At 49.8% G+C, this 14,044-nt stretch carries 16 protein-coding genes; 11 read left to right on the top strand and 5 right to left on the bottom strand.

Annotated elements, in window-relative coordinates:
• On the top strand, positions 1 to 723 hold the full coding sequence (locus tag WC593_11030) for an MBL fold metallo-hydrolase (protein ID MFA4825677.1): 723 nt from the start codon (positions 1 to 3) through the stop codon (positions 721 to 723).
• Between the two features lie 116 nt (positions 724 to 839).
• Positions 840 to 1,106 carry a DNA-directed RNA polymerase subunit L gene (locus WC593_11025; GenBank protein ID MFA4825676.1) on the top strand — a complete coding sequence of 89 codons (267 nt, stop codon included), beginning with the start codon at positions 840 to 842 and terminating at the stop codon, positions 1,104 to 1,106.
• Positions 1,107 to 1,290: 184 nt separating this feature from the next.
• Here the strand turns inward: WC593_11025 and WC593_11020 are convergent, their stop codons facing one another.
• The 3 genes from WC593_11020 to ilvC all read right to left on the bottom strand — a co-directional run bounded on the left by WC593_11020 (position 1,291) and on the right by ilvC (position 3,789).
• A complete protein-coding gene (locus WC593_11020; GenBank protein MFA4825675.1) occupies positions 1,291 to 1,908 on the bottom strand; it encodes a translation initiation factor IF-2 subunit beta in 618 nt (205 codons plus the stop codon).
• Positions 1,909 to 2,199: 291 nt separating this feature from the next.
• A complete protein-coding gene (locus tag WC593_11015) occupies positions 2,200 to 2,682 on the bottom strand; it encodes an NAD(P)H-dependent oxidoreductase (protein ID MFA4825674.1) in 483 nt (160 codons plus the stop codon).
• Between the two features lie 51 nt (positions 2,683 to 2,733).
• On the bottom strand, positions 2,734 to 3,789 hold the full coding sequence (gene ilvC / locus WC593_11010) for a ketol-acid reductoisomerase (protein ID MFA4825673.1): 1,056 nt from the start codon (positions 3,787 to 3,789) through the stop codon (positions 2,734 to 2,736).
• Positions 3,790 to 3,876: 87 nt separating this feature from the next.
• Here ilvC and mptA point away from each other — a divergent pair, with 87 nt between their 5' ends.
• From mptA to WC593_10975, 7 genes are all read left to right on the top strand, one after another.
• Complete coding sequence (gene mptA, locus WC593_11005) at positions 3,877 to 4,878, top strand: GTP cyclohydrolase MptA (protein ID MFA4825672.1); 1,002 nt, start codon at positions 3,877 to 3,879, stop codon at positions 4,876 to 4,878.
• Between the two features lie 269 nt (positions 4,879 to 5,147).
• Entirely contained in the window at positions 5,148 to 6,515 is a 1,368-nt protein-coding gene (gene frhA, locus WC593_11000; protein ID MFA4825671.1) for a coenzyme F420 hydrogenase subunit alpha, read from the top strand.
• 10 nt (positions 6,516 to 6,525) lie between these two features.
• A complete protein-coding gene (gene frhD, locus WC593_10995) occupies positions 6,526 to 7,065 on the top strand; it encodes a coenzyme F420-reducing hydrogenase, FrhD protein (protein MFA4825670.1) in 540 nt (179 codons plus the stop codon).
• A 40-nt stretch (positions 7,066 to 7,105) separates the two neighbouring features.
• The gene (gene frhG, locus WC593_10990) at positions 7,106 to 7,867 is read left to right on the top strand and encodes a coenzyme F420 hydrogenase subunit gamma (protein MFA4825669.1); all 762 of its coding nucleotides are present in this window, start codon (positions 7,106 to 7,108) and stop codon (positions 7,865 to 7,867) included.
• A 9-nt stretch (positions 7,868 to 7,876) separates the two neighbouring features.
• Positions 7,877 to 8,803, top strand: a complete 927-nt coding sequence (frhB, locus tag WC593_10985) for a coenzyme F420 hydrogenase subunit beta (protein MFA4825668.1) — start codon at positions 7,877 to 7,879, stop codon at positions 8,801 to 8,803.
• A 130-nt stretch (positions 8,804 to 8,933) separates the two neighbouring features.
• Positions 8,934 to 9,353 (top strand): hypothetical protein, encoded by a 420-nt coding sequence (locus WC593_10980; GenBank protein MFA4825667.1) that lies wholly within the window; start codon positions 8,934 to 8,936, stop codon positions 9,351 to 9,353.
• Positions 9,354 to 9,527: 174 nt separating this feature from the next.
• Positions 9,528 to 10,496 (top strand): hypothetical protein, encoded by a 969-nt coding sequence (locus WC593_10975; protein MFA4825666.1) that lies wholly within the window; start codon positions 9,528 to 9,530, stop codon positions 10,494 to 10,496.
• A gap of 26 nt (positions 10,497 to 10,522) precedes the next feature.
• Here WC593_10975 and WC593_10970 read toward each other — a convergent pair whose 3' ends face one another.
• Together WC593_10970 and WC593_10965 are read right to left on the bottom strand one after the other, a co-directional pair.
• Entirely contained in the window at positions 10,523 to 11,008 is a 486-nt protein-coding gene (locus WC593_10970) for a DUF2124 domain-containing protein (protein MFA4825665.1), read from the bottom strand.
• Positions 11,009 to 11,138: 130 nt separating this feature from the next.
• Complete coding sequence (locus WC593_10965) at positions 11,139 to 11,981, bottom strand: hypothetical protein (GenBank protein MFA4825664.1); 843 nt, start codon at positions 11,979 to 11,981, stop codon at positions 11,139 to 11,141.
• 189 nt (positions 11,982 to 12,170) lie between these two features.
• Here WC593_10965 and WC593_10960 point away from each other — a divergent pair, with 189 nt between their 5' ends.
• Together WC593_10960 and WC593_10955 are read left to right on the top strand one after the other, a co-directional pair.
• Entirely contained in the window at positions 12,171 to 12,941 is a 771-nt protein-coding gene (locus WC593_10960; GenBank protein ID MFA4825663.1) for a site-specific DNA-methyltransferase, read from the top strand.
• Between the two features lie 152 nt (positions 12,942 to 13,093).
• Positions 13,094 to 13,894, top strand: coding sequence for a hypothetical protein (locus tag WC593_10955; protein ID MFA4825662.1), 801 nt, complete (start codon positions 13,094 to 13,096; stop codon positions 13,892 to 13,894).
• The last annotated feature ends 150 nt before the right edge of the window (positions 13,895 to 14,044 follow it).

The following is a 14,044-nucleotide window of genomic DNA, read 5'->3' as shown; positions in this document are numbered from 1 at the left end:
ATGAAGATCACGCTGCTGGGAACCGGCGATGCGATCGGTACACCAAAGGTTGGGTGTGCCTGTCCCCAGTGCACCCATGCCAAAGCAACCGGCAGGATGCGCCTGCGCACCTCACTGCTCGTTGAAAATGAGGACCATCACCTCCTTATCGATTCCTCTCCAGATCTCCGTCAGCAGCTTCTCTTAAACGGCTCACCGCATATCGATGCGGTAATCTGGACACATGGCCATTACGATCACTTCATCGGGTTTGGCGAGTTCTATCGCGTCCAGAACATCCCTCCGGTCTTTGCCGCACCACCAGTCTTGAACTATTGCGCAGAAGTCTTCCGGTTTCTTACGTTCGACAAAGTCGCAATCCAGCCGTACGAACCGTTCGAGATCTTTGGGATTACTGCCACACTGTTCCTGGTCAAACATCCCACTGCATATACCTGCGGCATACTCTTTGAAACCGATCAGTCACGCGTGGCATTCACATCAGACACTAACATCGACATTCCAAAGCAGAGTCTTGATCTCTTACAGGATCTCGATCTCCTGCTTTTAGATACCCTTGTGCCTTCGAACATCTCGATCGGTAAGCACATGAATTATCTCGAAGCCTGCACACTTGCCGAGCGCCTTGCTCCACGCGATTTCCGCTGTGTTCACATGAGCCACATGATCCCGTGGGAGCTTCCCCACACCGGAAGAGACGGGGAGATTTTCGATTTTCCCTGATTTTTTTTATCAGTTCCCCACAATAATGCTGCGCGAGTGCAACCAACCCCCTGCAGTAATGCGGGCGTGTTGATCACCCATACCTTAATGATTTTCAGGTGCCCAGTCATAGGTGCATGATTGTAAAAATGCTCGAGCTCGAGAAGGACAAGGTGCGGCTCGTCATCCAGGGGCAGGGTCACACGTTCATGAACGCCCTTGTCGAGGAATTATTGACCGATTCCGATATTGATGTCGCCCGCTACGTGATCGAATTCCAGTTCTCTGACCCGGAACTCTTCGTCACTACCAAAGGCAAGAAAAATCCCCTCCCTATCATCAAGAAAGCGTGCAAACGGATCTCCGGCAACTGCAACGAGCTCATCAAGGGCTTAAAGAAGTAGTAATTAAAAAAATATTTTTTTGCATGAACCTGCGCAAAGCGCACTTCGTATGACAATCCCCCAGGGGATGTTCATACAACATCCTGAATGCATCAGCTTCCATTGTTTTCATGAAGCTCGTCCGAATATCACCTGACGTTCTGGACGTATGGTAAAAAAGGATTATTGGATTAAGAGCGAAAAATTATTCTTCGGCTCGCTCAGTAAATACGATCGAACCTGAGATACGGGAGATCTTTATCTTTATTTTCATGCCTGGCTTGGAATTTGCCACATACATAATGTAACGGCCCATCTTTACAACCCCGTCTCCCCGCTTGGAGATCGACTGGATTTCAACATCCATGATCTGGCCTTCTTCGAGATTCTCTGATACAGGTTCAGTGCGGGCTTTTCTCTTTCTTACCGGACGGTGACTCCCACAGGCATCGCAGCGAAGTAACATGACCCGGTCATCCTTGACAAGACGGGTATCTGGTTTTCCGCACTCGGAGCAGATCACATAATCTTCAACATAACTCTTGATAATCATCTTGATGAGCGAGATCTCGAATTTACCGTTAAAGATAGCGCGGTTGCCATCGATCTTCCCCGACGTCCCCAGTTCTCCAAGGAGAAATTTCATCAGGTGATCCTGATCGCGGCGGACTTTGCTGACAATATCGGTAAAATTTTCAAGAACCGTTGTCTTGCCCTCAACGTACGCTTTGGCCTCAGGAACTACAAAACGTTCCGAAGATTCGGATTTTTCGGTGATATTGGAATAGGCCTGTTTGAGGAGATTTTCATATGAGTCCGTCATAGTTGTATAATATAAAGGCGCCCTGCATCCAAAAGACTTTCTCAGGAAAATATGTTCTCGACAACTACCTTGTTTTTGTCCAGAAATTGAAATGGACAGATTCTTCGTAACATTCAGGAAAAAATCCTGTAAAAAGGCAAACTACATACTATCCAAGAAATCTGCAAACGTGTGTGATTCAGCGCTGGAAGAACAACATCCGAATCTGCGGTATCAGATGAACACTGCATTCGTGTCGATAGCAATGTGGATGTACTAAAAACAGGAAATTGTCTGTGTAATTTTTTTTAATTATACTTTCATTGCCGAAGATACCAGCGCAACAAGATCTTTGTTCTTTTTTACATTTTCAATGTCTTTCTGGTTGATGTTGGTTACTGCAGCTAACACCATCCCCCGTGCTTCGATCCATTTTTTAAATGTCTCATCTGTTTGGCCGGGTTTGCCCCCATGCGTGGAATATGCAACCGCTGGCTTTCCCATGCATCCTTTCAGATTGACGATTGCTGTATGGATTGCGGGGGTTGGCTTAAACGCCCAGACGGGGGAACCGAATACGATCAGATCAAAATCCGATACATCAACGGATTCGGGATCAGTCTTTGTCAGCTCTTCACCGCGTGCCATCTTACACCAGACAAGGAATCGCGTGAGTCGCGAATGGGGTGCGACATCATTAATTTCCACGAGTTTTGAATCAAATGCTGAGGATAAGTGCTGGGCAACATGACGGGTGTTGCCAGTCTCGCTGTGATAAATGATGCAGATCTTCATCCACACTTAGGTAAGCAGCCGGATGCAAAAAAGATATCAGAAAAAAGGGGATTATTTCTTGCGGGCTGGTGCTTTCACCACTTTTTTCACGGCAGGTTTTACGGGTTTCTTTACCTCGTCTTTCCTGAACTGGGGCATCATCGCGCGGACTTCCCTGCCTACTTCCTCGATAAGATGGTCCTCATCAGATGCAGTGAGCGCGTTGAAGACCGGACGGTTTACCATATTCTCAAGCATCCATTCGCGGGCAAACTTGCCACTCTGGATCTCTTCAAGAATCTCCTCCATCGCGATATAACTTTCCTCTCCGATAACACGAGGTCCCCTTGTGAGATCGCCATACTGCGCAGTGTTGCTGATGTACTTGCGCATGTTTGTCAGCCCGCCTTCATAGATCAGGTCAACAATGAGTTTTGTCTCGTGAAGTACTTCGAGATATGCCATTTCAGGGGAATAACCGGCATTAACAAGCGTCTCAAATCCCGCTTTGATTAACGATGTCATACCGCCACAAAGAACTGCCTGTTCACCGAACAGATCAGTCTCGGTCTCCTCACGGAACGAGGTCTCGAGAACGACCGCCCGGGTTGCTCCGATACCTTTTGCGTACGCAAGCGCGATCTTGTGCGCATTGCCCGTGTAATCCTGGTGTATCGCTATGAGCGCGGGGACTCCTTTGCCTTCCTCATACTGGCGGCGCACCATAAAACCAGGGCCCTTTGGCGCGACCATGATCACATCTACGGTTGACGGGGGTGTAATCTGGCCGAAGTGGATATTGAATCCATGCGAGAACATCAGGCATTTTTTCGGGGTAAGGTGCGGGAGGATTTCTGCACGGAAAACTGCACCCTGATGCTCATCGGGTAAGAGGATCTGGATGATATCTGCTTTCTTGACGGCCTCTGCGACCGTCATCACTTTCATGCCATCCTTGCTTGCAGCATCCCAGCTCTTGCCTTTGCGCAGGCCGATAACCACATCAAGCCCGCTGTCTTTTAAGTTCAACGATTGTCCGCGTCCCTGCGAACCATAGCCGATAACAGCGATGCGCTTGCCTTTCAGCACACCGATATCCGCGTCCGCCTCATAGTATTTTTCCATCATAATAGTTCCCTTTGATATCAGCAACAAAGCACATAAATATTATATGAAAAAACTAAAGTAGCACACTTGGAAGAGCGATCGGCAGCCATGACTAATACTAAACCCACAGACCAGAATACGGACAGAACTTTCAACAGGGAACTCCCCGATGTGCAGGCGTCTTTTCCTGATGTCCGCATTAACCTCACACGGGTCGGCGTTAAAAACGTAAAAAAGCTGGTTGAAGTGCACCGGCACGATAAACGTCCGGTCATTTTTATTTCCAATTTTGATGTCTATGTCGATCTGCCCGGAAACTTAAAAGGAGCGAACCTTTCACGGAATTTTGAAGTAATCGATGAGGTGCTCCAGCAGGCAATTGACGGGGACGTAAACGAGATTGAGAAACTCTGCAGCGTGGTTGCCAGAAAATTACTCGACCGGCACGAATATGCTGACAGGACAGAAGTATTCATGCGCAGCGAGTTCATGGTCAAGCGTGAGACACCGGTAAGCCATACGGTCTGTCATGAAGTAGTAAAAGTTCATGCACGGGCGATAGCACGCCGTACATTCCGGGAGCCAATCGTCAGAAAGAGCATTGGAGCAGAAGTAACCGGAATGACCGCCTGCCCCTGTGCCCAGAACATTATGAAAGAACGGGCAATGCGGGTATTGCAGGGTCTCAATGTTGACAAGCACAGCATCGATGCATTCTTTTCTGAAGTTCCCATGGCAACCCACAACCAGCGCGGAAAGGGATTTCTCTGTATAGAGACCGATGATGATCAGCATGTTGATCTTGCAAAGATCATCAGTATCCTCAAAGATTCAATGAGCTCCGGTATATACGAACTATTGAAACGAGGGGATGAGGGTCATGTCGTGCTTGCCGCGCATAAAAATCCCCGGTTTGTTGAAGACTGCGTCCGGCAGATGGCCAAGAAAGTGCTTACGGAGTTTGAGTATCTTGCCGGCGACTCTGTCATTATTATCAAGCAGACCAATGAGGAAAGCATTCACCAGCACGATGCCTATGCCGAACGAAGGGCCACCATTGCCGAATTAGTCGATGAAATGAACGGCGAAAGCAGAAATACTGATGGATAAATGACAGTTAAACAACAACAGTTATTTTTATGAATTGTTAATCAAAATTCCAAAAGGATTTGATTATTGCTTTTTTTACAAAATAAAATTGATTCTGATTTTATTTTTATTATTTTATCGACACACGAGAGTATAATAAAGGTTATTAGAGCGCTCGTGTAAAATAGAGTTGAACGTACTTTGTACGGTCACTTATCTCGAGATGAGAGATGTATACAGCAATTTTGTACTGCTATACGAACAACTCAACATAAAATGAGGCGATAATATTGTCGAAAGTTGTAGAGATTTCCCCAACCACAAGACATGAGGGACACTCAAAGTTGGTCTTGAAGGTTAACGACCAAGGCATCATCGAAACGGGTAACTGGTGTTCCATAACCCCGGTGAGGGGAGTTGAAAAACTCGCCATCGGAAAGACCCCCGAGCAGGTGCCCAAGATCGCATCCCGTGTCTGTGGTATTTGTCCGATTGCCCACAACCTGGCAGCTACCGAAGCAATGGAAGCATCCATCAAGTGTGAGATCCCCAAGGACGCACTGATGCTCCGTCACATCCTTCAGCTGGCTAACCGGTGTCACAGCATTGCACTGCATGATATCCTGATCCTTCCTGACCTGTATTTACCAGGCACCGAGACCAAGATCAACCCGTTCACCGCAGAAGAGCCGGTACGCACCGTTGCAAAGCGTATCCAGCGTCTCCGTGAGATCGGTCAGACCATTGGTCAGATTGCCGGTGGCGAAGCAATCCACCCGAGTAACACCCGTGTCGGTGGTATGTACCGGAACTGCTCAGAACTGGCAAAGATCAAGATGTACGACCTTGCCAAGGAAGGACTTGCTCTTGCAAAGCCCCAGATGGATCTCATGATCGCCATCCTCCGCAACTACCAGGCGCGGGAGCATGTGGATGTCGGCGGCATGAAGGTTGCTCTGCCCAAGACCCTCGGTTACCACAACCAGGGCTACCTTGCAACCCACGCATTCTACGGCAGTTCAAGCCTTGACGAATGCCCCAGCTGGGACATCAACCGTTTCAAGGAAGTCCGGCCATGGGACTGGTATATGGGTGAGATGGAAGTCTCACTCGAAGAGCCAAAGTACCCCATTGGTGGAACCACCAAGCTCGGTACCAAGGTCAACCCCCAGATGGAAGCCTGCACCGGCATCCCGATGTACGACGGCCAGCCCGTTGAAGTCGGTCCCCGTGCACGTCTCGCAGTCTACAAAGGCTACGATGAGAAAGGCACCGTCGGGCAGAACATTGCCCGTGAGATGGAGTACACCGATTGTTTCTATGAGATGATCGACTGCATTGACGCACTTAACCCGAACGGAAAAGTCGTTGCAGACTACATCCCTGACGGCGATGGTTCACTCGGCTGGGCATCCAACGAAGCCCCCCGTGGAACTGATGTCCACATTACCCGTGTCAAGGACTGGAAGGTCCAGTACTTCTCCATGCTGGTTCCGACCACCTGGAACTTTGCAACCTGCAGCGCGGCACTCACCGGTGCACCCTGGCAGCTTGCCGAAGTGATCATGCGCGGGTATGACCCCTGTGTATCATGTGCAACCCACATGATCGTGATTGATGAGGAAAACCGGATAGTAGCCCAGAAACTCATCGAGTGAGCGTACATAGATGCTGTATCCAGAGATCGTGATCGCAGGGTGTGGAAACCCCCTGTTTGCCGATGACGGGTTCGGACCCGCTGTCGTAGAAGAGTTGCAAAAACTCTCACTTCCCGACAATATAGGTGTAGTTGATGCGGGCCTTGGCGGCCCTCATTTTATTTTTACCCTGTTGAATCCGGAAGAGACGAAACGACTCATCATTATCGATATCGCGGATTTTGGCGCGGAACCTGGCTCAATCGCAAAGTTCCGTATCGAAGATCTGCCCCCGGGCAGTTACCGCGATGCACATTCCTGGGATCTCACTGAACCGCTGGAGCGGATCAAAGACCAGATCGATATCACGGTTATCGGATGCCAGCCTAAACGCGTTACTGATCCCGATATGGAAATCGGGATTTCCGATGAAGTTTCTCAGGCCATTCCAAAGACGGTACGAATTGTACTGGATATGATTGGTGTTGATTATGGGACTACTAGACAGTGTCTTCAAGAAGAACGTCAGCGCGGAACCCCAGAAACCTGTGGCTCCACAGAAAACCGCTGAAGTAGTAAAACCAGTAGAGACAAAAAAGGAGGTTAAGCCTGTGGCAGACAAAATTACAGTGGGCTATACACACCTGAGTGGGTGTACCGGTTGTACAGTTGCCTTAGCAGACAACTATGCCGGATTGTTAACGCTCCTCGACAAATACGTCGACCTTAAGTACATGCCAACACTTGCAGATGCAAGGCACATTCAGAAGGTTGATGTTTCATTCGTTGAGGGTTCAGTCTGTATTAACGACAAACTCGCAGTAGCAGAGATCAAGGAAACCCGTGAAAAGTCAGCAGTGGTAGTGGCACTCGGTGGCTGCGCCTGTTACGGCAACATCACCCGGTTCTGCCGCGGTGGTCAGCAGAACCAGCCGGCACAAGAGGCATTCCTGCCGATCGGTGACCTGATCAAGGTCGATGTGTACATCCCCGGATGCGCACCGTCACCCCAGCTGATCAGGAACGTAGCCGTTGCAGCATACCTGCTCTTAAAGGGATCCCCCGAACAGAAGGCTCTTGCAACTGCATACTTAAAGCCCCTCATGATGGCAGCAGACAGGGGAACCAGTGCCTGCTTCTGCGACCTGATGACCAACGTCATCAACCAGGGCCTGTGCATGGGATGCGGCAGCTGTGCGGCAGCCTGCCCGGTTCGTGCTATTACTCACGAGTACGGCAAGCCCCAGGGTGAGCGCGACCTGTGCATCAAGTGCGGTGCGTGCTACAACCAGTGCCCACGGAGCTGGTTCAGCTTCGATGTGGTATCTGCGTATGAGTCGATCAACGAGACTATCATGGCGGCACTCCAGTAGGTGATTGAAATGGGAGCAGAACTCGGAAATTACAAATCATGCGTCTCAGCACGAAGCACCGACAAGGAGATTCTCAAGCACGCACAGGATGGCGGTATCGTCACCCAGCTGTTTGGATTCGCACTTGATGAGGGCATCATTGACGGCGCGATTGTTGCAGCCACCAAGGAATTCGCGGCAAAGTACCCGTCGAAAGTCATGGCTGACAACTCGAACTTCGATATGATCGAGCCATGGAGACCAATTCCGGCAATTGTCAACACAAGGGCAGAAATGATTGCCGCAGCCGGAACCAAGTACAACATCAGCCCGAACGTTTCGATGATCAAGGAAGCAACCCGCAGCTTCGGTCTCGACAAGGTCGGTATCGTTGGAACCCCCTGCCAGATGCAGGCAATCAGGAAACTCCAGCTGTACCCCGTTGGGGCCCGTGATGTCGGCGCCAGCATCGCTCTTGCAGTCGGTATCTTCTGCATGGAGAACTTCCCGTACCAGTCCATCCTCCAGCTCGTGGAAGACCACGCAGCCATGAAGATGGAATCCGTCAAGAAGATGGAGATCGGTAAGGGCAAGTTCTGGGTATACGGCAAGCGCGGACAGGTAGTCCAGCTGCCACTCAAAGTGACCCACAAATACGAGCAGCCCGGATGCAAAGTATGTCTTGACTATGTTGCAAACCTCGGTGACATCTCCACCGGATCTGTCGGCAGCCCCGATGGATGGTCAACCGTCATGGTCAGGTCCAAGATCGGAGACTCGGTCTGGGCAAAGGCAATGGCAGCAGGTTGCTTCGAGACCCAGCCGATCGAAAAGGTCAAGCCAGGTCTTGAACTCGTAACCAAGCTTGCAAACGAGAAGATCTCAAAGAACAAGAAGAATCTCGAAGAGCGGGCAGTGTTCGGTACCGGCAAGGGACTCCGGAACCCCTACATCTAATTTTTTTTTAATCGCGTTATATTCGCACTTTTTTACGACGATGTGACATTGCAGGGAATGCATGTTCACCCAAGGTGAAAAACCTTGATACTACTGTACATTTACCCAAGTCCATCCTCATCACGCGCTCTTGTATATTCTCATCCAAATAGCGGGAGGGATTGTACATAATCTGGTCACTACTCTAACCCAATCATGCAAGCTTCTCCGTTTTTACAGTGCAGGCGTTATTGAGAGCAAAGCCTATGTCTGCGCTTATGAACTGAGCGACCTGACTGATCAATTGACAAGAAAAAATATCGCAGAAAAATTTTTGACTTCCGGGTATCAAAAATTTATGAAAGGTTGTGAGAACCTATGGGAAAAAGCGGTCGATGCTATAGGGATCTTGATAGACGAACCCGCAACGATTACCGGTCTGATTCAAAGAACCAGAACAATGATGCTTACGATTCGGTGTTGGATATTTACGAAGACCAGTTGGAATCCAGTGATGAACGATATGACTGGGATGACGACAATGAAGACGATGATTGAAAAAATTCGTTGAGAACTTTATTAGGCCCGTTTTGAGTTTTTATTTAGTTCACAGTATGGCAAAATAAACGGGATCCCAGACATTATCATATAAAATTTCTCCAGTTTTTCATCCCCCACCAAACACAGAAAACGTTTATCAACAAACGTGTAAAGTTCATAATCCAGAACTGCTGGGGATAGATACATGAATGCCAATACCATGCGTGCCACAATTATCATCGTACTCTTTGTATTCATGGTTACACCCGTTGCTGCATCTGTCTATTATTCATCGAGCGCTCCCCAGATTATCACCAAAGGTGACACGTTTTCCATCAGTGGTACCGGTGCAAAAAACGGCATGGTTACCATCTGGATCATCGGGAGAAATTACTTTGATACTCTCGCTGTCACCCCGGACAGGTACGGGAATTTTTCGGTTTTTTTAAAACCCACGACCACAGAAAAGTTCTCCATCGGTCAGTATGCTGTAGTACTCCAGGACCCGGGTGCGAATGGTGTTGTGGAGATTGAACCCGGAACGGACAGTAGCGGGAACCTCACCATCATGAACCGTGGAAAAATAATTGAGAAGATCGGTGCCCGTCAGGATCTCAAAGCAAACGTCCAGCCGATAATTACTGTTCTCCGGGATGCTACAAACCTTCAGGGAGTTGACGATACATTCCAGCCGGAATATTTCTTTATAGAAGAGCCGTCAGTGCAGTTCGACAACCTTGTAGCAGGATCCGCCACACAGCTCCCTGACCAGATAATCGGTGAGCGGATTGCTATTGCCGGTACTACGAATATGGGCCCGGAAAATTACCTCCGTGCCCATGTCTACAACCGGGTTACAAACGCACTCATCACATCCAACACCCTTCCCATCTTGGCAGGAAACCCGGTTAACCACTGGGCTTATGAAATCAATGCTCCCGGTCTGCCCCAGGGAGAATACTACCTGACCGTAGGATGGTTAAAATCAAATCAAACGGGAAATGGAGTGGCAAAATTTACCGTGGAAAATCCGATCACCTCAACACAACTACCCCCGCCTTACGGGAGAAGTGAAACTGCCGTGCCGAGGGATGACGTATCCACGTTCTTATTCCTCACCATCAGCGGTGTGCTCATTGTCATCCTGATTATATTTGCCGTAGGGAAAAAATAAAGGTTGAATCGGACTGAACCACTCACTCATTTTCTTGTTACCGTAACAGGATCGATTGTTGCATCGATCAACAGATCAAAGGAAACGGTATCCAGCCAGCCGGCTTTCTCAAACATGCTCATGAAACAGACCCCGACAACATTGACCGGGCCATGCCGCTGAATGAGCGCCTGCACATCCTCTTTAGCCAGTGGCATGTTCGGCATAGCAAGCCCGCCCATAATCACTATTACCCGGGGATGCAGCTGGGCAGGACCCCCGCTCACCTGCATGCCGACATCGGGAATTTCGACAATTTTCTTTGCCTTGGACTCTTCAAGAAGCGGGACAAATACCTGTTCAAGGCGCAATCCCCGCATAGCCATCGCCAGCAGTTCGACAAACGGCGAACAGGTACCTACACATCCGTAATATACGATCTGGTCGCCTTCTGCAAGTTTCAGTGATAGCAGGTATTCCTTAAAAGGGCGGAGGATACCGGGTACACTCCTGAAACTCTCCTTTGTAACCATAGTAGTGATCTCTTCTGAACAGATAATAAAGTGCGGGGAAACCAAGGAACTGACTACATGAGCAGTACCTGATACGAATCCCGCCTGATAGGTAACATCAGGGGTTTAGGAAAATCCGGCAGAATACCGATTATTTCATCGCCAGCATCGCGGCGGTATTCAGCTGGATCTCATGGTTTTTGAGTGCTTCGTCAACGGTGCTCCGGAACTGGCTGTTGAGCCGGGCAATGCCGCTGTTTAAGGAAAGGATGGCACCATCATGATGTTTTACTACTACTGCTTCCAGCTCGGTGCGCTTGGCATCGATCTGGTCGGAAAGAACACGGGCTCCGGAAATATCCACACCTTTCCGGGTGAGCGTAAGCAGGAGAGACGCGCGTTTCTCGGCGCTTGTGTTGAAGGCTGCCAGTCGTGCGCTGCCTTTTATCAGCCACACTGAATCAGGCATACTGACAAAGGTTGTTTCTGCATCAGCCTCAGTCTCATTGGTACTCGCCCTCAGTTCTGCTTCTTTTCCGTTAAAAGCGGCCATCTGGATATTAGTCTCATCCAAAAAACGTATCGACTGTGCCCGCATCTCTTCCCGGGCAATAGTGATCTCGTCAGAAGTATACAACAGGGGAATTGTGGATACAGCGGTGAGATAATCGTCCTGTATCCACCGCAGGTTGGTACTACCGGCACCATCGCTGATCCGATCGATATAGCCGATCACCCCGTTCATACGGGCCTGCTGCATCATCCCCACGTATGCGGTATGCGTTTTGAGCACCGAGAGCAATTCCGGGTTGTCCTTGTCGAGCGGACCGGTACTGCGCGGGATATCGGCATACTTATCGATAACCGCACTGGCAACCGGTGAAAGGATTGCCAGAGAAAACACCAGCCACACCATCATCCATGCACACCGCTGACCTTTCATGAACACCACAATCCTCACCCACCATGATCCGTACGGGAAGTAGTTGTTCACAAGGTGCAATTCCTGGCAGATAATATTGCTAGGATTGTAAAAGTTATTCTTCTAACCTGCAGGTTAGCTCAATACTGCCGGTATCCCGATATGCATACCTGACCGAAACAATCCTCCCTTTGAACGCGTGCGGGCGAAATGCTATACCACAGGGTAGCGAAGATCTACAGTACAAGAGGAGATCACGGCGTGAAGAGCGGTTTTTTTTATAAGAACGGGCAGGCAGCCATCATCAACGAAGATCTTTTCACCACCCGGGCAATCGCGCCGGCAAGTATCGACCTTGTCATAACGTCGCCACCCTACAATGTGGATATCAAATACAACAGCCATGATGACCAGATCACGTATGATGATTATCTCGCGTTCTCAAAGCGCTGGATGAAGCGCTGTTATGGCTGGATGAAAGACGATGGCCGGTTCTGCCTCAATATCCCGCTCGACAAAAACAAGGGCGGCCAGCAGAGCGTGGGGGCTGACCTGACAACAATCGCAAAGAAATGCGGGTTTGCATATCATTCAACCATTGTCTGGAACGAGGGAAACATCTCACGCCGGACGGCGTGGGGTTCATGGTTGAGTGCATCGGCACCCTACGTGATCGCACCCGTTGAACTGATCGTGGTCCTCTACAAAAAATCGTGGAAGAAGACAAGCGGGTCGCGTGAATCTGACATCAGCCGCGAGGAGTTCATGGAGTGGACCAACGGGCTCTGGACATTCAATGGCGAGCGCAAGACAAAGATCGGCCACCCTGCCCCGTTTCCCGTAGAACTGCCACTCCGGTGCATGAAACTGTTCTCATTTGTCAACGACACCGTGCTCGATCCGTTCATGGGCAGCGGATCAACTCTTGTTGCTGCATCCCGGTGCAACCGGCAGGGTGTAGGAATCGAGATCGATTCCCGCTATTGTGAGATTGCAGCAGAGCGGATAGAGAAAGAATGCAAGCTTGATTAGAACAAAACGCGGCTGTACAGATCTCCCCGGCACAAAAGATACAACACCTGTTTGACAGAAACCGTAGCCCATGGACCGGCATTGAAGAAAACAAAAGAAAACCATTACACATAATTACCGGCCAGTTTCACGATAATCAATCATACTCTCCTATGACCACACCGCTGACCGCATACATCGACATGGAATTTGCCGGCATCTACGGCACGCACCAGCGGATGCAGATCCCCATTGAGATTGGTGTAGTGCTGCACGATCCTGCCACTGATGCCCTCTCGTTTGCCGGAAAACCCTTCCAGGCTGATATCGAAGTGGAACTCTGGAAGAATATCTTGAACGATGTCGGAAAACGAGTGGATGCCCGCAGGAGGGTCTTTAACCTTGCAAAACCCGCCCTCACCCAGCCGTTTGATCACCGGTTCCACCAGAGTCCTGCCGGCGCCCGCAAAGCCCGGACAGCCATCGCAGCCGTAAATACCGATCTCCGCCTCTTCATGCAGGCGCTGAACAGCAGGAACATCGGGACACTGGTCTTTTTTGCCCGGCAGCGGGAGATGGTGGCGTTCCGGCAGGCACGGGTGCGGACAGATGGGTTTCTCACCCGCGATATCCAGCATGAGATCGCTCATGCGATGCAGCTCAAAGAACAGATCTCGCTCGACCGCATGTCATTGATCATCGGGTTTGGTATTTCCAGCACCAGGATACGGTCTGCGCATCTATCCTACACGATCCCTTCTCAATTTCAGTATGTCATCAAACCGCACAAAGCCATCGGTGATGCAGCCCGCATGTTTCTCGTAGACATGGAGTTCGGACAGTACCAGAAGGAGACACGGCAGGGGATCGAAGACCATATCCTGCAGTACGAGAAGGCAAGGGAGGATGCCCGAATCATGAGAGAGGAAGAGCAGGGCACAGTGTCGGGCGAACACGATCCGGGCACGCCGTGATGGACAGGTGCATCCTCAAAACTGATTACCGAATAGTATATTCCTGATACTGCCCGTGAAACCGTTGCATAATTGTGCTGATGTTGGCAGGATGCGAACATAACTACCAGGGTCACCGTTACAGGCAGTGTTGATCAGGTATTTGTTCCT

The organism is Methanoregula sp. (assembly GCA_041645435.1).
Classification (GTDB): domain Archaea; phylum Halobacteriota; class Methanomicrobia; order Methanomicrobiales; family Methanospirillaceae; genus Methanoregula.
Note: the sequence above shows the minus strand (reverse complement) of the source record. Positions and strands in the feature narration are given on the sequence as shown.